At 29.6% G+C, this 20,509-nt stretch carries 17 protein-coding genes; 1 reads left to right on the top strand and 16 read right to left on the bottom strand.

The features are described 5' to 3' along the window. Nucleotides 1-112: 112 nt before the first annotated feature. The 13 genes from BQ9840_RS09720 to BQ9840_RS09660 all read right to left on the bottom strand — a co-directional run bounded on the left by BQ9840_RS09720 (nt 113) and on the right by BQ9840_RS09660 (nt 16,997). Complete coding sequence (locus BQ9840_RS09720; RefSeq protein ID WP_077369600.1) at nt 113-532, bottom strand: HutP family protein; 420 nt, start codon at nt 530-532, stop codon at nt 113-115. 59 nt (nt 533-591) lie between these two features. Beyond that, complete coding sequence (locus BQ9840_RS09715) at nt 592-2,523, bottom strand: Dam family site-specific DNA-(adenine-N6)-methyltransferase (protein WP_077369599.1); 1,932 nt, start codon at nt 2,521-2,523, stop codon at nt 592-594. 35 nt (nt 2,524-2,558) lie between these two features. Further along, nucleotides 2,559-3,947 (bottom strand): ATP-binding protein, encoded by a 1,389-nt coding sequence (locus BQ9840_RS09710; RefSeq protein ID WP_077369598.1) that lies wholly within the window; start codon nt 3,945-3,947, stop codon nt 2,559-2,561. Nucleotides 3,948-4,095: 148 nt separating this feature from the next. After that, nucleotides 4,096-6,096: a methyl-accepting chemotaxis protein gene (locus BQ9840_RS09705; RefSeq protein WP_077369597.1), complete on the bottom strand. Its 2,001-nt coding sequence runs from the start codon at nt 6,094-6,096 to the stop codon at nt 4,096-4,098. Between the two features lie 156 nt (nt 6,097-6,252). Further along, the gene (locus BQ9840_RS09700) at nt 6,253-6,471 is read right to left on the bottom strand and encodes a DUF3343 domain-containing protein (protein ID WP_077369596.1); all 219 of its coding nucleotides are present in this window, start codon (nt 6,469-6,471) and stop codon (nt 6,253-6,255) included. A gap of 1 nt (nt 6,472) precedes the next feature. Then, the gene (locus tag BQ9840_RS09695; protein ID WP_077369595.1) at nt 6,473-7,732 is read right to left on the bottom strand and encodes a double-cubane-cluster-containing anaerobic reductase; all 1,260 of its coding nucleotides are present in this window, start codon (nt 7,730-7,732) and stop codon (nt 6,473-6,475) included. 159 nt (nt 7,733-7,891) lie between these two features. Then, a complete protein-coding gene (locus BQ9840_RS09690) occupies nt 7,892-9,892 on the bottom strand; it encodes a methyl-accepting chemotaxis protein (RefSeq protein WP_077369594.1) in 2,001 nt (666 codons plus the stop codon). 203 nt (nt 9,893-10,095) lie between these two features. Continuing rightward, nucleotides 10,096-12,096: a methyl-accepting chemotaxis protein gene (locus BQ9840_RS09685; protein WP_077369593.1), complete on the bottom strand. Its 2,001-nt coding sequence runs from the start codon at nt 12,094-12,096 to the stop codon at nt 10,096-10,098. Nucleotides 12,097-12,342: 246 nt separating this feature from the next. After that, nucleotides 12,343-12,537: a hypothetical protein gene (locus BQ9840_RS09680; protein WP_077369592.1), complete on the bottom strand. Its 195-nt coding sequence runs from the start codon at nt 12,535-12,537 to the stop codon at nt 12,343-12,345. A gap of 34 nt (nt 12,538-12,571) precedes the next feature. Beyond that, nucleotides 12,572-14,731, bottom strand: coding sequence for a hypothetical protein (locus BQ9840_RS09675; protein WP_077369591.1), 2,160 nt, complete (start codon nt 14,729-14,731; stop codon nt 12,572-12,574). Further along, nucleotides 14,718-15,047, bottom strand: coding sequence for a hypothetical protein (locus BQ9840_RS09670; RefSeq protein WP_077369590.1), 330 nt, complete (start codon nt 15,045-15,047; stop codon nt 14,718-14,720). Before BQ9840_RS09670 ends, BQ9840_RS09675 begins: the two co-directional genes overlap by 14 nt. Further along, nucleotides 15,037-15,588 carry an RNA polymerase sigma factor gene (locus BQ9840_RS09665; protein ID WP_077369589.1) on the bottom strand — a complete coding sequence of 184 codons (552 nt, stop codon included), beginning with the start codon at nt 15,586-15,588 and terminating at the stop codon, nt 15,037-15,039. The genes BQ9840_RS09670 and BQ9840_RS09665 overlap by 11 nt, the downstream gene beginning before the upstream one ends. Before the next feature lie 101 nt (nt 15,589-15,689). Next, nucleotides 15,690-16,997, bottom strand: coding sequence for a glycosyltransferase family 2 protein (locus BQ9840_RS09660; protein ID WP_077369588.1), 1,308 nt, complete (start codon nt 16,995-16,997; stop codon nt 15,690-15,692). 282 nt (nt 16,998-17,279) lie between these two features. Here BQ9840_RS09660 and BQ9840_RS09655 point away from each other — a divergent pair, with 282 nt between their 5' ends. Next, nucleotides 17,280-17,642 (top strand): hypothetical protein, encoded by a 363-nt coding sequence (locus tag BQ9840_RS09655; RefSeq protein ID WP_077369587.1) that lies wholly within the window; start codon nt 17,280-17,282, stop codon nt 17,640-17,642. Between the two features lie 55 nt (nt 17,643-17,697). On the opposite strand, the gene BQ9840_RS09650 is transcribed toward BQ9840_RS09655, so the two are convergent. The 3 genes from BQ9840_RS09650 to BQ9840_RS09640 all read right to left on the bottom strand — a co-directional run bounded on the left by BQ9840_RS09650 (nt 17,698) and on the right by BQ9840_RS09640 (nt 20,434). Further along, entirely contained in the window at nt 17,698-18,861 is a 1,164-nt protein-coding gene (locus BQ9840_RS09650; protein WP_077369586.1) for an RNA-binding domain-containing protein, read from the bottom strand. A 144-nt stretch (nt 18,862-19,005) separates the two neighbouring features. Further along, a complete protein-coding gene (locus BQ9840_RS09645) occupies nt 19,006-20,325 on the bottom strand; it encodes an RNA-guided endonuclease InsQ/TnpB family protein (RefSeq protein ID WP_200804917.1) in 1,320 nt (439 codons plus the stop codon). A gap of 13 nt (nt 20,326-20,338) precedes the next feature. After that, on the bottom strand, nt 20,339-20,434 hold the full coding sequence (locus BQ9840_RS09640) for a MerR family DNA-binding transcriptional regulator (RefSeq protein ID WP_077368356.1): 96 nt from the start codon (nt 20,432-20,434) through the stop codon (nt 20,339-20,341). Nucleotides 20,435-20,509: the final 75 nt, after the last annotated feature.

Here is a 20,509-nt window from a genome sequence, read left to right as displayed (position 1 = left end):
AACTACATCCTACTAATCTACCTTGCTACCCTTAGCCTCATGGCTATCTACAAAAATATAATGATTTGATTATAATAAGAAAATTAGTAATTGTCAATACTAATTTATCACTTTAATCTATTATTGGAATAGATCTATGTCCTATTGCTATTGCTAAATCATTCAAATGAAGAAGGCCTATGCTAATAAATAGGCATACTACCACATGTTCCCCTGATCTAGCTATACCTAATTTTCCTCCAAAGTTAAGGCCAAGTGCCTTTGAATTAACTTGACTAATAGCATCCTTTGCTGCTCCAGCCACTGCTCCTTCATGAACATGTACATCTTTGATAATTCCAGTTTTCTTTGAAGCAACTAATGCTCTTTCAATAATCTTAGGTATAGAATTGACCAAATCTCCACCTATGTCTACCGCTGCAGATTTTACACCTTTGCTTTCAAGCTCTTCTATTATAGCTTTTTCCTCTTCTCTAGTAGATACTGCCAATCTAATAGCAGCCTTTGCAACTTCTGTACTGTTTTTATTCATATTTATCAAATCCTTTCATTTATTTATTAAGTCAAAAGTTAGTAAGTTAGTGCCGGGGGCTAATAGTTTGTAATCAATACTTCTACTGTAGCATTTTTATCTTTATTTTTAGTTTGATAATTGGAATTTGAATAGTCATTGTTTAAATAATGAACTATATATTTATCTCTATTTGAAATAGTCCAATTTATTAGAATTTCATTGCGTTTACCCTTATTTTCAACTACATTAGATAGTGCAAATTTAATGCCCCTATCATTTAAATCATCTAAAAATCGTAGTAACTTTTTTTCATGTTTTTCATTCCATTTACCTTGTTCATTGTAACTAGCAGTAGTTATTAGATAAGGGGGGTCAGCATATACAAAAGTTGACTTTTCAATATTTTGAGCCTTAATATTTGAAAAATCTTTTGCTATAAATTCATAATTATTACTTTGAATTCTATCAATAAAATTGATAAGTTTTTCTCTCATCCTTGAATTAAAATCTCTCTTCCCAACAGGAAGATTAAATTCACCACTTTTATTAAATCTCATTTGATTATTGAAACCAAATACTATCAAAACATATAATACCATATCATGATAAAAGTTATCTTCCTGCCTACTATTATACTTATCTCTCAACAGCATATATTTTTCCTTGTTATATTTCCCCAATCCACTGCTACTATTACAATTATAATAGCCATAACCATATTTGCGAGAATTAGATAATTGAAAGTCACTGATTATACTATCTATTTGACTTAGTATTTCTTCTTTCGAATGTGTTTTAAATGCATTAAATAATCTTATTAATCGTGGCTCACTATCAATAAACTTCACATTATTGCACTCTACATTAATGCCAACATTACAGCCCCCACAAAATAGATCAATCATAGTGTCAAATTTTTGAGGAAATAGTGGTTTTATTTGTTCTAATAGTTTGTACTTACCACCAGTATAATTTAATGGAGAAGCTATATCAACTAATTTTTTACATAAGAATAACCTTTCTTTGTTATTATCAATTTCAGATTTTCCGGTTGTAAATGCTTTGTACTCTTTTTCAAACACTTGAACTTCTCCCTTTTCTCTCAAAATAGATAATATTTCTTCATCTGTAATCCTTGCATTTGACCTGCTATCCCCTTTTTTACCCATATTGTTGTAGGAGACAATAATGTATTTTGCATCTATTTTGTCAATTAAATCTTTAAATGTTTCGAAAGCCTTATTTGTACAATAATCACTCTTGATATTAGTCCTATCCATCTTAGCAGCTACACCATATACTTCTGGCTTTTCCCACCTTGCCACATTTTCTAGTAGATGATATGTGTCTGAATATTGTCTTGAATTATATGGTGGATCAATATATGCTATATCAGCTTTAACTTTTCTAACAAGTTTATTTGAATCAGTATTATAAATCTTATTGTTGTCCTTGCACTTCTTAATATTTGGGAATTTCAACACTAAATCATCATTATATTTTTTAGACTTTCTATAGGCATCATAATGACCACAAGTGTTTGCAATTTTATCCATTGCATATATCAATGAAGTGATAAGTATACACTCTTCCCTTTTATTGATCTCCTTATCTTTACCTAATTTAGAAATTTCCTCTCTAATATAGCCAATCTTTCTAGCAACCTCATTGCTAAAATATTTATTTCCAAAATTAATAGACATATAATTTTCTTCTTTAATATTGGAAATATTGTTCCATTTATCAATAAATCTAATAAGCTTTTCTTTATCAAAATCATCACTAGAAAAGAAAGCATAGTGATTTATGAAATTACTATATAGCAAATCATTGGTAATCAAATTATATTCACTAAAAGCTTCTGCCACCACTCCAGTTCCGCTAAAAACATCAAAAAAAGAGTTGCAATTTTTACAGTTTTCCTTAACAAGCTTTTTAATAAAAGGTATAAGTCTATATTTGTTACCAAGATATCTTCTATTATTTAGTTCAAAATATTCTACAGTCATATAAATCGCCCTTTTCAAAAGTTAGTAATTTAGTGCTAGGTGAGAATATTGTTTATCAACATAATTTTTTTATTATGCTTTGAAAAACTTATAACCTCTTCTGTAAATCCTGATTTTGAAAAAAATACATAATATTTGTTTTTATACCTTAATGCTTGAGATTTTTCTATTAATGAGTTGACAACACTCATATCTAAAAGCTGATTTCTCCACTTACACTCACCAATTAATGCATTATCTTTAGATATTGCCAGTATATCTATTTCTTCTTCTCTCTTCATAATAGGATTATTCCCCCACCATCTCCCTATATTTTCGAAAACAAAAGGCAATTCCATACTTTTGTTTTTAGACTTTAAAATATCTACACAGATACTTTCAAATGTATTTCCTAAAAAATCATTTAATTGAGGTGAAATTTTTTCTTCATATACATAGTCAATCATTTCTTGCTCTATAAGTCCTATATTATTAAAAATAAATCTATACCAAAATCTAAAAAGGGGATCCTTTATAGAATAAATTGTTTTTCTACTGTTTTTCTTTTCTCCTACAGGAACTTCCTTTTCTACAATCTCAAGTTCAATAAGTGATTTTATATAATTAGAAGTTTTTGAACTATCCTCTCCAACCTTTGTAGCTATTTCATTTAGCTTAGAACTTCCTGTAGCAATAGCTTCGATAATTGAATTATACAAAGCTGGCTCCCTAAGTTCTTGCTTCAAAAGAGTAGCTGGTTCTTCATAAAGATAGCTTGATTTATCTAATATTTGTTCTTTTATATTTTGTTCAATAGAAAATACATCCTTAAACTTCAATAAATACTGTGGTATACCTCCAACAATCCCATAAGCTATTACTTTATCTTCTAGACCATAATCAGGGAAAAATTTTATACTATCAAAAAAATTAAAAGGTTCTATTTTAATTTGAGCTGTTCTTCTTCCATAAAGAGGACTTTTATAAGAAAGAATCTCTTTTTCCATAAAACTCATAGAAGAACCACATACAACTATAAACAATTTTCTATCCTTTAATTGATGATCTATTAAATTTTGCATAAGAGAAGGAATAGAATGATTTGCTGAAACTATATATGGAAATTCGTCTATTATAAGTACTAATGGTTCTTCTTTTGCTTTTTCATTAAGAAATAAAAAAGCCTTCTCCCAAGAGTCAAAACCTTGAACCCATTTATCCATGTGGAAATGTTCTAATATTTTTTTTGAGAACTTTTCCAAAGCGACTTTGTCATTGTATTCTTCTGCTACAAAAAATATAGAATTTTTATCTTTGCAAAACTCCATTAGTAGTCTAGTTTTTCCAACCCTTCTTCTTCCGTACATAACTACAAATTGAAAAGTATCTTCTCTATATAATTTTTCAAGACTATTTAGTTCATATTCCCTACCTATAAATTCCATTTTATCACCATCTTCAATTACTTTTATCTTTATTATATCCTAATATAAATAACTTAAACAAGATTAAGTTATTTAAAACATACTTAATCTTGTTTAAGTTATGAATCAAAAGTTAGTAAGTTAGTGCCGGGGGCATATACTTAAGTTGTTAAAATTTCACTTGTGAAACTATTTCTTCTAACTTATCTGATACTTCTTTGTTCTTTTCCATTATGTCATTTATATTATTTATAGCTTCTACTATGTTCATATTCATATTTGCTATATTGGTTGTTGCAGTTGTTGATTCTTCTACTGTTATAGATATATCGTTCATGGACATGGATATTTGATTTATTGAAGCTGCTAATTCTTCTGATGTTGCTGACAAATCTGAGATAATATTGTTAAGTGAAGAACCATCATCTTTGTATTGACTTATAGCCTCTACCATCATTTCATAGTCACCCATTATATCACTTTCTAAGAAGTTCACTAATTTAGTGGTATTGTTTACTAATTGACTTACTGCTTTAGTTATTCCTTCGGTTACAGCTTGGATTTCTACTACTGTTGCATTGGAGTTTTCTGCAAGCTTTCTAATCTCATCTGCTACAACTGCAAATCCTCTTCCTGTTTCCCCTGCTCTTGCTGCCTCTATAGCTGCATTTAATGCAAGTAAGCTTGTTTGGTCGGTTATCTCTAATATTGCATTTGATAATACATTTATCTTTTCTACTTCCTTGGAGGATTCTATTGCATCTTCTATTTCTTTTCTTGTACTAGCATATATTTCCTTGGTATTATCTTTAGCTTCATTGAACTGATTACTTAATGTATCTGCCTTAGTACTTATTTCACTTGAGGTAGTTGCCCCTTCTTCTACTTTTTCTGCAAAATCTGCAATAGCCTTGTCTATTTCAGTTGCTGATTCATTTATGGATATAGTTGTTGCTGAAGTTTCTTCCATTCCTGCTGACAATTCTTCTGTAGTTGCTGAGGTATCTTCTGCTTGATTTACTAAGTAGTTCAATTTTTCTATAGTATTTTCATATACCTGTTGGTTAGTGCGGATAGATTCTTCCATATCCTTCATAAATACCTTTAGTTTATCAATTATATTTTGATAGGAATTGTACATTTGTCCTATTTCATCTTTTCTCTTTAGATCCTTTTCATCTATTTCATCTAATAGATTTAAATTTCCTATGTTTTCAGCAATTGCAACTGTTTTAACTATTGGTTTTGTGATTGAATTGGAAATATACAAAGATAAAATTATAGTTACTATCAATACTATTATTGTTGCCAATATTGTGTAGTGAATAGCATTGTCAATAGCTCCTACAGTATAGTCTACAGAAACAGCAACTCCTACTTTCCAATTAGATTCTTTAACATCTCCAAAGAAGAAAAATCTATCTACTTTATCATAGTCTTTAACTTTTCTACTTCTTATACCCATATTTTCTTTTTCAATTATATTATTAAGTTTCCCATCTAGAACATCATTAACATTTATAGAAGCATCTTCACTAGCTTTAAACTCTTCATTTTGATGAGTGACAATATTACCTTTATCATCCATTAAAAACGCATATGAACCTTCTCCAACTTCTACTGAAGAAATAAGATCAACTAAATAATCAATTTGAATATCACTAGCTACAACACCAGTTCTTCCACTAAGTGTTTTAAAAGCCTTTGAAATAGTAATAACCATACCTTTTGTTCTCGCATCTACATAAGGTTCTGATATATAGAAATCATTATTTCCAATAGCCTCAACATACCAATCCCTAGATGTAGGATCAAAGCTACTATCTGGTATCCACCCTGACCCATCTATAAACTCTTTATCAGAAAAAGACATATAATATAAATTGCCAGAATTTCTTTCGCCAGCTTTCTTTAAATAATCACGAGCAAAATCATATTCAAAATTATTATTAACAATCATATTCTCTGATATTTCATATAATGAATCTTTTTGCATTGCCATCCACTTATCTATATCTTTAGCAACGCCAATAGTTTCAATTTGAACCTTTTCATTAACCTCCTCCTCTAATTTTTTAATTGACAATTCATAGTTAATAATAGATACAGATAAAATACTAACAACACATATTAGTACTGTAAATAATACTATTTTCCCCTTTAACTTCATATATATCACTCCTTTCTGATTTTAAAGAATTTTCTGATTTTTATTCTTAATATATTATTCTACATTAATATATATAATCCTTCTTTTTTCTCAAAAATTTGATAAATAAAAATATCAAAACCCAGCCACAATTATGTTCATGCGGCTGAGTCTTTTTTATATTGTATAAAATCCTTTTACTTCTATATCATTTTCTTTGACTATCTTTTTTATCTTTTGTTCATCTTCCTTTTTATACATAATCGATATACCACAGCTTGTCGATAGTTTTCTCGGGGTAGGTGATATGGTATATTTTATATTATTCTTCTTAAGAAATGATTCTAGCTTCAATCCATTGGTGTGATTATTAAAAAGAATGTAGTTTCTTTGCAAATTAAATCATCTCCAAAAATGCTTCAACCCTTGTTTTAATTTGACCAGTATCTTCCGTTGAATAATCTGTTTCTATCATCATTACTGGTATATTTTTTTCTTTCAATGCTTTTTCTACTTGGCTGTATTCAATTGCATAAGTATGACAGAAAGATAGGTTATAGTTTATTACTCCATCAACATTATATTCTTTTGCATATTTCAATATATCATCTATTCTTCCATCATTAGGAGTGAAACAGGCACAGTTTACACCCATGTATCTATCTGCCAAATTCTTAAGGATTTCATCTAATGTTTCTCCATCTTCAGCTACTTCATTTTCAAAATATCTAGTACCTGTACAAGTTTCTTCTAATACTATTTCAGCATCTAATCCTTCCACTATTGAATGCATCTTCCAGTTTGGTAATGCCATAGGTGTACCAGTTATCATTATTCTCTTCTTTCCATTAGGTTTCATAGTTTTAACTCTTTCTTCTAATTCATCACATAATTCATTTACCTTTTCTATAAATCTTTCAGGTTCATCATAAAATGCTATTTGTGAAATTAGTAACACATCTAATCCACTAATAGGAGTTGGAGTATTTTTTCTTAGATCATACAATCTCTTTAATGCTCTTCTCTTTCTATTGTTTAACTTTATAGCCTTTTGTAATCCTTCAACTGTTACCTTGTTCCCTGTAAGTTCTTCTATTCTTTCAATAAATAATTTTATCTCTTCTGCCCATTGTTCATAGTTTTGGGGTCTCTTCATTTGAGGCAATTCCATTACATGAACAGGAGTATAATCCTTTAACACTTCCCAAGCTTTTTTCTTTCCATCACAAGTAGTTTCCCCAACCAATAAATCACAAGATTGGAAATATGGGCAAGTCCTGCCTATCTTTGCACCAGTAAAAGCTTTGATTAATGGACATAGATTCCTTGGTAGTACTCTTTCTCCATCTTCAATCCAGAATTGACTTCCTGCACATAGTCCTACACTAACAGCATTAGCTGCTAATATTACTTCATCAGGAACAAATACGCAAAATGTACCTATTATCTTACGACCATTTTTCTTATGTTCTTCAAGTTCTTGAATTCTTGCGCCATGAACTTCTGCTACTACATAATTAAAATAGTTCATCCCTTCTGGCCTATTTTCCTGTGTCAAATAGGTTTCTCCATATAATTCTGGAAGGATCTCACATAATTGATCATGTTTCTCTAAATCCACATTTAAATCTTTCCACATATCTCTGTAGTCAGCCATTATCATATCCCCCTCATATTAATTTTCCAAGGATATTATATCATTATAGATTAACTTAAATAACTACTATAGAAAAATTCAATAAGATATTGTTTTATTATTGTTTTTTTAGATATCAAAACCCAGCCAAAGTTTACATCCCTTAGCTGGGTTACTCTACTAGTATTTCACTTGAGAAACTATTTCCTCTAGCTTGTCTGATACTTCTTTGTTCTTTTCCATTATGTCATTTATATTATTTATAGCTTCTACTATGTTCATATTCATATTCGCTATATTGGTTGTTGCAGTTGTTGATTCTTCTACTGTTATAGATATATCGTTCATGGACATGGATATTTGATTTATTGAAGCTGCTAATTCTTCTGATGTTGCTGACAAATCTGAGATAATATTGTTAAGTGAAGAACCATCATCCTTATAATGTTCTACAGCCTCTACCATCATTTCATAGTCACCCATTATATCACTTTCTAAGAAGTTTATTAATTTAGTAGTATTGTTTACTAATTGACTTACAACTCTAGTTATGCTTTCAGTTACAGACTGAATTTCTACTACAGTTGAATTGGAGTTTTCTGCAAGCTTTCTAATCTCATCTGCTACAACTGCAAATCCTCTTCCTGTTTCGCCTGCTCTTGCTGCCTCTATAGCTGCATTTAATGCAAGTAGGCTTGTTTGGTCGGTTATCTCTAATATGGCATTTGATAATACATTTATCTTTTCTACTTCCTTGGAGGATTCTATTGCATCTTCTATTTCTTTTCTTGTACTAGCATATATTTCCTTGGTATTATCTTTAGCTTCATTGAACTGATTACTTAATGTATCTGCCTTAGTACTTATTTCACTTGAGGTAGTTGCCCCTTCTTCTACTTTTTCTGCAAAATCTGCAATAGCCTTGTCTATTTCAGTTGCTGATTCATTTATGGATATAGTTGTTGCTGAAGTTTCTTCCATTCCTGCTGACAATTCTTCTGTAGTTGCTGAGGTATCTTCTGCTTGATTTACTAAGTAGTTCAATTTTTCTATAGTATTTTCATATACCTGTTGGTTAGTGCGGATAGATTCTTCCATATCCTTCATAAATACCTTTAGTTTATCAATTATATTTTGATAGGAATTGTACATTTGTCCTATTTCATCTTTTCTCTTTAGATCCTTTTCATCTATTTCATCTAATAGATTTAAATTTCCTATGTTTTCAGCAATTGCAACTGTTTTAACTATTGGTTTTGTGATTGAATTGGAAATATACAAAGATAAAATTATAGTTACTATCAATACTATTATTGTTGCCAATATTGTGTAGTGAATAGCATTGTCAATAGCTCCTACAGTATGGTCTACAGAAACAGCAACTCCTACTTTCCAATTAGATTCAAATGCATCGTTAAAGAAGAAAAATCTATCTACTTTATCATAGTCTTTAACTTTTCTACTTCTTATACCCATATTTTCTTTTTCAATTATATTATTAAGTTTTCCACCTAGAACATCATTAACATTTATAGAAGCATCTTCGCTAGGCTTAAACTCTTCATTCTCATGAGTGACAATATTCCCTTTATCATCCATTAAAAACGCATATGAACCTTCTCCAACTTCTACTGAAGAGATAAGATCAACTAAATAATCAATATTAATATCACTACCTACAACGCCAGTTCTTCCATCAAGGGTCTTGAAAGACTTAGATATAGTGATAACCATTTCTCCGGTCCTCGCATCTATAGCGGGCTCAGATATGTAAAAATCATCATTATCAATAGCTTCAATAAACCAGTCCTTAGATGTAGGATCATAGCTACTGTCAGGAATCCATCCTGATGCAGATACAAAAGATTTGTCAGAAAATGATAAAAAGTAAGCATTTCCTGCATTTCTCTGAACAGCCTTGTCTAAAAAATTTCGAATAAATTCATATTCTAAATCATTACTAATAACCATACTTTCTATTACTTCATAAATAGAATCCTTTTGCAATGCCATCCACTTGTCAACATCTTTGGCTATACCCATAGCTTCAAGTTGAACTTTGTCATTAACCTCCTCCTCTAATTTTTTAATTGACAATTCATAGTTAATAATAGATACAGATAAAATACTAATAACGCATATTAGTACGGTGAATAATACTATTTTTCCTTTCAGTTTCATTTAACCATCCTTTCTTTTAATATAAAAAATATACTCTGTTAATATATATCGACATCTAGCTAAAATTCATTAATTAATTACATAAAAAAACCCAACTAAGGAAATAAACCTCTCACTAGATATCTCCACGCTGGGTTTAATTACTATTATTTAATTTGAATCAAAAGTTAGTAAGTTAGTGCGGGGGGCATATACTTAAATTGTTAAAATTTAACTTGAGAAACTATTTCCTCTAGCTTGTCTGATACTTCTTTGTTCTTTTCCATTATGTCATTTATATTATTTATAGCTTCTACTATGTTCATATTCATATTCGCTATATTGGTTGTTGCAGTTGTTGATTCTTCTACTGTTATAGATATATCGTTCATGGACATGGATATTTGATTTATTGAAGCTGCTAATTCTTCTGATGTTGCTGACACATCTGAGATAATATTGTTAAGTGAAGAACCATCATCCTTGTATTGTGCTACAGCATCTACTGCCATTTCATAGTCACCCATTATATCACTTTCTAAGAAGTTTATTAATTTAGTAGTATTGTTTACCAATTGGCTTACAACCTTTGTTATACTTTCAGTTACAGCTTGGATTTCTACTACAGTTGAATTGGAGTTTTCTGCTAGCTTTCTAATCTCATCTGCTACAACTGCAAACCCTCTTCCTGATTCTCCTGCTCTTGCCGCCTCTATAGCTGCATTTAATGCAAGTAGGCTTGTTTGATCGGTTATCTCTAATATGGCATTTGATAATACATTTATCTTTTCTACTTCTTTTGAAGACTTTATAGCATTTTCTATTTCTTTCCTTGTACTTGCATATACACCCTTGGTATTGTTCCTTGCTTTATTGAATTGACTACTTAACACATCTGCCTTTGAGCTTATTTCACTTGAAGTAATTGCACCTTCTTCTACTTTTTCTGTAAAATCTGAAATAGCATTATCTACTTCATTGGCAGATTCATTTATAGATATGACCGTTGCCGATGTCTCTTCCATTCCTGCTGACAATTCTTCCGTAGTTGCTGAGGTGTCTTCTGCTTGATTTACTAAATAGTTTAATTTTTCTATAGTATTTTCATATACCTGTTGGTTAGTGAGAATAGATTCTTCCATATCCTTCATAAATACCTTTAGTTTATCAATTATATTTTGATAGGATTTGTACATTTGACCTATTTCATCTTTTCTGTTTAGATCCTTTTCATCTATTTTGTCTAATAGATTCAAATTTCCTATGTTTTCAGCAATTGCTACTGTTTTAACTATTGGTTTTGTGATTGAATTGGAAATATACAAAGATAAAATAATAGTTACTATCAACACTATTATTGTTGCCAATATTGTATTGTGAATAGTATTGTCAATAGCTCCTACAGTATGGTCTACTGAAACAGCAACTCCTACTTTCCAATCAGATTCTTTAACATCTTCAAAGAAGAAAAACCTATCGACTCCATCATAGTCTTTAATTTTTCTATCCTTAATACCCATATTTTCTTTTTCCAGTATATTATTAAGTTTTCCACCTAGTATATCGTTTATATTAGTAGATTTATTTTCACCTGCATTAAATTCCTCATTCAAGTGAGTAACAATATTTCCCTCATTATCAATTAAAAATGCATATGAACCTTCTCCTACCTCTACTGAAGATATTAAATTAACTAAACTATCGAGAAGAATATCACAACCTACAGAACCTTCTCTTCCATCAAGTGTTTTGAAAGATTTGGAAATAGTAACAACCATCTTAGATAATGCAAGACCAAAGTATGGTTCTGATACAAAAACCTGATCATTTCCAATGGATTCTGTATACCAGCTTTGTGTAGCTATATCATTAACATCATCTGGTACCCAGCCAATTGCATCTGCATAAAAACCATCCGAAAGAAGTATGTAATGATCCTTTTCAGGATATCTATCATTAGCTTTTATTAAATAATTATGAAGATAATCATATTCATAATTATTGTTAAAAACTATACTATCTACTACATCATAAAGCGTATCTTTTTGTATAGCCATCCATTTGTCTATATCCTTAGCTATACTCATAGTTTCAAGCTGTACTTTTTCATTAACTTCTTCTTCTAGTTTCTTAATTGATCCCATATAATCAATTATTGAAACAGATAAAATACTAAAAATACAAATCAATACGGTAAACAATACAATTTTACCCTTTAACTTCATTTAACCATCCCCTTAGTTTTTTTATAACCCATAGGAAAGTTCTAGTTTTCCTTAATATAAAACTTTCCGAAATGGGTTTCAAAAAAGGCTTCCTTATAATGTTTTGATAAAAGCCTTTTTTATAATACTTTATCACCCTATGTTATTCTACAAAAAAATATAAAATCCTCTAATATTCGAGGATTTTATACATTTTTCATTGATTTGTGTTAAGTTTGTTAAGTTTTTTTAAAACTCATCCAAAAGTTAGTAAGTTAGTGCCGGGGGCATACACTTATTAATGTAGTCACCACAAGATAATATAGCAATAATAATTAAATGATCCAATGAAGGAATATATTGGTTCACAGCTAAAAGTATGTATGTTTTAAATTCTTTGTTGGTTTTAAAAATATCAATTACATCATTATCTATATCTAATTTTTCTCCGACTTCTGTCACAATATTTTCCCAATATAACAGTACTTCCTCTAACTTATAATAACCATCTATAATATATTCCTATTTCTTTTAAGATTATCTTTATGAATGGATTTGTTATATTTTTGTAAATTTTGTTGAAGTCATCTTCTTCATCTTTTCTTTTTATGCTCTTGTATAGAAATTCACTAAATTCTATCCACTCTTTAGAATTTTCATCTATACCTTTAAGTCCTTCTATACCAGTTATTAAATTTCTTTTGTTCATTGACCATAAATTAAGTTTATTATCTTTTAGTTTGTTTAATGCTCTGTCAAATTCTCTATTATATAAATCTATATAGATAACATCTAAGTCTATATAGTCTGTCTCTGCTCTTTCATAGTATTCTCTACTCCTATTGAAATCATCCTTAGTGGCATAGTATCTACCTTTTTCCCAAAGTAAGTCATTATTTAATTCTTCATCAGGTATTATTTCAAATACCTTTTCAAATATTTCTAAATGTTTTTCCATCTCATCTCTATCAAAGCTAAATAACAAACGTCCAAGTATATCTTTTTCCTCTGTTAGCTCATATAGTCTAAAAGAATACTCTGCTCCTTTAGCCAAATCTTTAGTACCCTTTTTCCATCCTTCAACATACATCCTAGAAAGATACATAAGTGCTTCTTTATTATTCGTATCTTCCTTCAATAATTCTTCATAATATTTAACAGCTTCTTCATATTTCTTATGAAGTATCAGATTTTCTCCTTTTGTCAATTCTCTATCATTAACTTTTATTACAGTAATATCATCGTAGAAAGATTTTATAGGCAATGTACTATTTATAAGATTGCCGTCTTTATCATAAGCCGATATTACTATTGGTACACTACTCTGTGGATAAAAAGTACCTAATATATTCTGAGGACTTGCAATCATTTCCTCTCCTGAATAAGACATCGCTCTACTACTTAATTTTAAAACATCTAAATTTAATGTAGCTTGATTTTCTACTATATCATATTCTCCATACTTATCAGGAATTGCAAAAGTAACACTACTTTCCTTCGAATCTTCAAAGCTTACAGCTTGAACTCTGTAATACTCTACTCCCTCTATTTTCTCCCATTTTAGAGTAATTTCCTTATCCTTTAATACAAATTGACCCTTAGGACTTATCATTTCCATAGGAGAAGTAAAATTAAAATCATATTCAGTGTCCTCATATACATCCAAACGTCTTATATTCTGTTCCATATATACCATATCATAGACTAAAGGCTGGCTAATCCCTATACCTATTTCATATTCCCCTTCCTTGAACCCTACCGTTTCAAACTCTCCATTGGAATCTGTAATTGCAACAAATTCATTACCCGCTGAACCATAAATTCCAGATTTAGATATATCTTTTACATATATTTGAGCAAAGGGTATCCCCTTCCCATCAATTACAACCTTACCTCTTATTTTATGTTCTCCCTTATACTTTGAAAACTCATCAATCCATCGGCTTCTATAAAGCTTTTTTAGATTGCCAAACAAAATATTATCTTCTTCATATATATAAGGCATATCGTCTACTAATTTATAAAGTTCCTTAGCCTTATCATATTCTTCCTTAGCAAAGTATATATGTCCTTTTAAAACATAAAGTTTGCTATCTTCCTCACCTTTATCTATATAATAATCCACAATACTTAATGATTTATCATACTCTTTATCCACAAAATAATAGAAAGCTCTGAATAAATCGCTAATATATCTTATCTTTTCATTGGAAGATTTCTTTCCCCAGTCCATTAACTCATAAGCACTATCAATATCCCCTAATCCAGTGTATATATCCAACAAATTATTATAAGATTTAGCATAATATTTGCTTTTCCCATATTTGTCCAATATATTTTCATAATATCCTATGACTTCTTCAACTCTATCTTTGGTTATATTGTAGCCTTCTCCCCCTCTCATTCCCATAAATATATTATAAGTATCTATACACGGTGCCATAAGAGTAGCCATATTGTATAGTGCTTCATCTTTTTTGCCAAATGATAGGGTATTTAAATATACATTATAAAATTTAATGGCTTTTTCCCTATCCTTATCGCTAATATAACCAGATATCTTAAACATAACTTGAGGTAAAATAAGTCCAAATATCATAACTACAGAAACCAATACTATTATTAGAGTTTTAACTTTGACCCTAATCCTTTTCATGTAAATCCACATCCTTTACATTCCTAACTATAATCTCAGAATAGCCAACTTTAATTACTTTTCCATCGCTATAATTAATATCTTTATTTAACTTAACTAGTGGCATTAAATTAATAATCATTACCGCTGCCAATCCTCCTAGTATTGCTGGCAGTGGGATCTCTATATATCTATTTAAAAAAGCAGATATCTTTTCTTTTAAACTTTTACCTTTGGTGTCTTCCATAATCCTGTTTTTAAGTTCATCTGGCATAAAAACATTTTTAGTTTCTTCATCCATTATAGATTTCAGTTCTAAATCAAATTTATCCTTCAACAAAATGTCCTCCCTTCAATAGAGATTCTTTAAGCTTATTTCTTCCTCTTGATAATTTACTCTTAATAGTACCTTCCTTTTCACCATTAATTTCACTTATTTCCTTTATGGACAATCCTTCAAAATAAAATAATACTAATACCTCTTTATATATTGGTGGTAATTTCAATAGTTCTTGCCTTAACACTTTTCTATCAATGCTATCAGATATAGCATCCTCAACTGTTTCTAATGTTTCTATCTCTAGACCATCATCATAAGGAAGATTGAAGGTCCTTTTTCTTAAACTATCTTTACATAGATTAATAGCAATCCTGTAAATCCAAGTATAAAGAGAGGCTTTTTCATTAAAACTGTGAATGTTTTTAAAAACCCTTAAGAAAGTTTCCTGTACCACATCTTCACATTCTCTTTCATCATTAAGGATTAGATAGCAAGTCTTCATAAGTCTATCTCCATATGTATCTAGCACTATTTGATAACCTTCTTCTTTACCCTTCTTAAGTTTTTTTATTAGCTCTTTTTCTATATACCTCTCCATTTTGTCCTCCCTATACCTTTAGACTATTATATTCAAAAAAGGTTGCAATGAAAACACAAAAACCAGTCAAAGTTCACATTGACTGGTTTTTGAAACAATATTTACTTCCAATTACGTTTTAAAAGAAATATTTCTTGAATATATCCTAACAAGGACATTGGACTCATAAGCATTTGATAAGTTAGAACATACAAAATAAAACCAAAATGATTTTTGCGAATTTTTAATTTGAGATTTTTAAATACTTCACTTTGATATCTATAGAGAATGTAATTTTGTAATAAAGCTATAGGAATAACGAATAATGTCATTGGACCAACGATCCAAAACTTACCAAAAAACGCAAAAATCAATCCAGGAATCCAGCAAAAAGTATAAACTATATCTAAATAAGGCATAACAAGATTCACACCTGTTAAATACCGTACATATTTTATTGGATGATTCCATGGCATAATAATCTTTAAAGCCTCAATCATACCTCTTGCCCAACGGCTTCTCTGTCTATATAGATGCCTTAAAGTAGTTGGCACTTCTGTAAATGCTACAGCTAAAGGTTCAAAATATACCTTCATATCTTCTTTTAAAAAATTCCAAGTCAATATAATATCTTCTCCAATAGCATTAGACCAACCACCGACAATTTTTAATGCTTCTGTTTTATAAACAGAATAGGCCCCTTGAGCAACTAATGTACCTTGGTATAAGCCTTGCATTCTCTTTATACTTGCAATACCTAAAAAATAATCCCATTCCTGAAGCCTTGTTACCAAATTTCGCCTGCCATTTCGTACTAATACTGCACCAGCGACGGCACAAACATCTTCTGGAGAAGATGTAATACGTGAAATAATATAACGTACAGCTGACTTATGAAGCAATGTATCAGCATCGAGTGTAATTACATAATCAGTTTTTACATATTCTAAAGCTTTATTTAAAGCATTATATTTGCCAAGGTTGTCCTCAAATAATATCTCAAAACTTAAATTTAAATCCCTTCCAGTATTCAATGCTATATCTGATGTTTTATCAGTTGATCCATTATCTACTATAATAACATGAATTTCTCCTTCATAATCTTGTTTTTTAATATAGTATAATGTATCCGCTATACATTTTTCTTCATTTCTACAAGCTATTATAATTGTTACAGGATCTAAGGGGTTTATTGTCTTAAAACCAGGTTGACGATCTAAAAGTAAACTTGCTAACGTAAACAAATTGATATACCCAGGTATGTACCCTATACCTGCAATAATTAATAAAGCAATAGGTTTACCTACTATACTAGCTAAATCATTTAACCAAGGTATAGATACTACAATAGAAAACACCATCCATAAAAAAGCAAACAGATGACTTAACCAAAACTTTTCATTAACACTTATATACTTATTTTTATACATATTTAAATTTCCCTTCCGTTTTAAAGCTAATTTAACGTAAATATTATATGTTTTTTTTTACTTTGTTTCAATTGGAAAATATTGGTGTCAACTGTTAAGTTAGTAAGTTAGCTCCATGGGAGAATATTTAGCTTGGTAGAAAACTATTATTGTCATTATAAATAATAAATGATAATATATATTTACATATATGATCTGACAGAAACTCAATTTATAAGGACGGTATTTCATTTGTCAAATACTAAAGAACTATTAAAACAAAAAATCAAGGGGTGAAAATGCATGGATGATAAGGTGTTAAAGTTACTAGAGAATTTGAACGGACAACTAGAACAAATACAAAATAACATGGTTACTAAAGATGAGATTGCCAACTTGGTTACCAAAGATGAAATCGCTAATTTAGTTACTAAGGATGAAATTACTAATTTGGTTACTAAGGATGAAATCGCTAATTTAGTTACTAAGGATGAGATTACTAATTTAGCTACTAAAGATGAAATCAACCTTTTAGCTGATGAACTTCATACTGAAATACAAGCAGTATTAAATGAAGTAAAAGAACTTCGACATGATTTGAATACAATGGAGATAATTACTACAAAAAATGCTTTTGATATAGCTAAACTAAAATCCGTAAAATAAAAAAACCTTGTTTTAAAAACCCAGCCAAAAGTAATGTTGGCTGGGTTTTGATCACTTACTCCCTCCAAAACACAATTCTAAATTGATTTTTTTCAACTTCATTGAAAAATTCAACAGATACATTTACTTCATTACAACTCTTTATAATTCTTGAAACTCCCGTACCCATGCCTCTATAAGGTATACCTTTAATATCCTTTATATGAGATAATAATATAGGATTTCTAACTACATGAACTCCCATCTTTATAACTTCAACATCTAATGTATTTGGCAATGTCCCGGGACTAATTATTTCAACTCTATTATCAAAAACTAACAACCTTATATTACTACTAATATAATAGTTTCTGTGTACAATTGCATTCACTAATGCCTCTTCTAATGCAATTTCAGGAATTTCAAGAATTCCTAAACTATTGAAGCTTTGTCCCTTCTGAATTTTTCTAAGTTGCCTTTTTAAAAAGGCCATACCATCCTTATACTGCTTTAAAACATTTCCCTTAATATCTTCACTGTCTCTATATTCAGTTCCACTTAAATCATTTCCGTACCAAGATACAGCGCCAATTCCATATTGAGACAAAATAGGATTGTAGTTTTTCCCAAATAAAAGTAATCCAGCTAATGTACATTTATCATCATGCATTACCTTCATATTATTCAATACTTTATCTAAAGGAATCGAAATTTTTTCAATGTTTTCTCTAAATCTCGTTTCAATAAAACTATTTATCAAATCCATATCTAAATCCTTAATATTTGTAAATTCAACTGGCTGTTCATCAGCAAATAAGTGAGCTGACTCTTGTAATAATCGCTTTAATTCTTCACGTTTTGCTCTTCTCTTATCCGAACCCATCTTTATCCATATATCTTTGCCATTAGCCATATAAAACTTATTAGTTCCCATTGGCACATTAATAACAACAACTATTTTCTCTCCGTATCCAATGTTCTCAGTAGTCACAGAAATAGATGGATCTATTTTTTGAGAACATACATTAGATATCATCTGGTTTAACACTTTTACTTCATCAGAAGATAAACCAACAATATCACCATCATCATTTACTCCAATTATTAATTTGCCACCTTTAGTATTGGCAAAAGCTGAAATCTCTGCTGCAAGTGCATCAGAACTATTTATAGATTGCTTAAACTGAGTTTTGCTATCATCTCCTAGTCGTACAATTGCTTGTAATTCAGCTAAATCCATATTATCACCTCCTGTATTAATATTTAAGTTATATAGATTATATCATATTATGTGTAAATATTCGCCGTTCTACAAAACCTACTCAAATATATCAAAATATATTTATACAAATAGATTTTGCTCAAGAAGTATCACCTTCTCGATTTAATTCATCCATATATTAGATTTCTCTAACGTATGGCCAGTAAATAGAATTTTACTTTTTTTAAAATTCCATTTAGCTGTATATGTTGAGTTGTATAAATCCCAATCAACATAGTCCGAACCAGACAATAATTTATCTTTTTTAGCTATATTAACACTACTGTTTATATCTCTTGATAATTTAGTTTTACATTTTTGACATGTAAATTCTCTTATCTGTGGATCTTTCTTTTCTTTATTTCCACATATACAACAATTTTTAGTTGTATCTTTTTCGTCTACTTTTGAATAGTGTTTACCGCTTCTTTCCATTACCCATTTTAGTATGTTTCTAAATTCTCCTATTATTTCTTGATTTAACATGCTTCTATGCATATTATCATAAGTTGCAGTATTAAGACTAGGAGTATAGTCTCTTATTGCTACATAGTCATAGTTTTTTGCTATCCAATTAGCAATGCTATAACAACTTGACTTTATTTGTTCTCGTCTCTTGTGGTAAGCATTGTCTAATGCTTTGTTTAGCTTTGTCCATCTTTTGCTTGGTAGGTAATAGCTTCTCCCTGTTTCTGTTTCTATTAGTTTTGATTTTCTGCTGCATAAATCTCTCTTTGATTTTATTTCATCTATTACTTTGTCCCAATATTTTGTTTGTGGCAGTTTTTCAAATTCATAACTTACTCCAGTATTATCTATGGCTACAAAGAAGTTTTTATGATTTTGGTCTATTGCTATCCATTTGTTTGTTTCTTTTTTGTCTATGTCTTTTCTTTCTATACAAAATATTGCATAGAATTTGTTGCCTTGTTGTTTGCATAATCTGAAGTTTTTTATTTTGTCTGTGTTTCTTAAATTTAAATTTTCTTTTAGTTTTCCTATTACTTTTATTCTTTTATTTTCTTTATTTATTCCTAAGGATATTTGTAAATTTTTGTTTTCTATTAGTTTAAAGCCTTTGTTTGGTTCATCATAATATAGTGAAAACCAATGTTTTTTCCATGATTTGAATTTAGGATATCCTGTTTCATTGTTGAAAAATTTTTTGTATGTTTCTTTCAGTCTTATTGCTGTGTTTTTGAGTGGTGATGAATGTACTGAGTATAAAAAAATAAACTCTTGTTTTAGTATTGGAACTTGATTTCTTAAGTTCCTTCCTGTCAAGAGTTTTTTGTCATTATTATTTTCTTTATAATCTTTTATTGTCATTTCCAATAGGTGATTGTATAGCCAATTACATATTTTAGATTGTCCATCTAGAATTAATTCATCTTGTTTTGTAAAGATAACTTCTATTTTTCTATTGAATATCATTACATTCATTCACCGCCTTTGGCTATTTGAATAGTTCATCTTCCCATCTTCTTAGAGTTGATTTTGCAACTCCTAAATATTCACTTGCTTCTTTTATAGTAAGTTTTATGATAATCACCCCTTACTATAAAGTATAGTATAAATTTATTTAATATGCAATGTTTTTAAGTAATTTTAGTTAGTTTTAAGTATA

The sequence above is a fragment of the Anaerosalibacter sp. Marseille-P3206 genome (genome assembly GCF_900155565.1).
In the GTDB taxonomy this organism is placed as follows: Bacteria; Bacillota; Clostridia; order Tissierellales; family Sporanaerobacteraceae; genus FUHM01.
Note: the sequence above shows the minus strand (reverse complement) of the source record. Positions and strands in the feature narration are given on the sequence as shown.

Coding starts and splice junctions, on each gene's coding strand:
- BQ9840_RS09690 (WP_077369594.1), bottom strand. CDS start 9,892: ATGAAACTGAAAGGAAAAATAGTATTATTCACCGTACTAATATGCGTT.
- BQ9840_RS09660 (WP_077369588.1), bottom strand. CDS start 16,997: ATGTATAAAAATAAGTATATAAGTGTTAATGAAAAGTTTTGGTTAAGT.
- BQ9840_RS09705 (WP_077369597.1), bottom strand. CDS start 6,096: ATGAAGTTAAAGGGGAAAATAGTATTATTTACAGTACTAATATGTGTT.
- BQ9840_RS09655 (WP_077369587.1), top strand. CDS start 17,280: ATGGATGATAAGGTGTTAAAGTTACTAGAGAATTTGAACGGACAACTA.
- BQ9840_RS09650 (WP_077369586.1), bottom strand. CDS start 18,861: ATGGATTTAGCTGAATTACAAGCAATTGTACGACTAGGAGATGATAGC.
- BQ9840_RS09720 (WP_077369600.1), bottom strand. CDS start 532: ATGAATAAAAACAGTACAGAAGTTGCAAAGGCTGCTATTAGATTGGCA.
- BQ9840_RS09695 (WP_077369595.1), bottom strand. CDS start 7,732: ATGGCTGACTACAGAGATATGTGGAAAGATTTAAATGTGGATTTAGAG.
- BQ9840_RS09665 (WP_077369589.1), bottom strand. CDS start 15,588: ATGGAGAGGTATATAGAAAAAGAGCTAATAAAAAAACTTAAGAAGGGT.
- BQ9840_RS09685 (WP_077369593.1), bottom strand. CDS start 12,096: ATGAAGTTAAAGGGTAAAATTGTATTGTTTACCGTATTGATTTGTATT.
- BQ9840_RS09715 (WP_077369599.1), bottom strand. CDS start 2,523: ATGACTGTAGAATATTTTGAACTAAATAATAGAAGATATCTTGGTAAC.
- BQ9840_RS09710 (WP_077369598.1), bottom strand. CDS start 3,947: ATGGAATTTATAGGTAGGGAATATGAACTAAATAGTCTTGAAAAATTA.
- BQ9840_RS09675 (WP_077369591.1), bottom strand. CDS start 14,731: ATGAAAAGGATTAGGGTCAAAGTTAAAACTCTAATAATAGTATTGGTT.
- BQ9840_RS09645 (WP_200804917.1), bottom strand. CDS start 20,325: ATGAATGTAATGATATTCAATAGAAAAATAGAAGTTATCTTTACAAAA.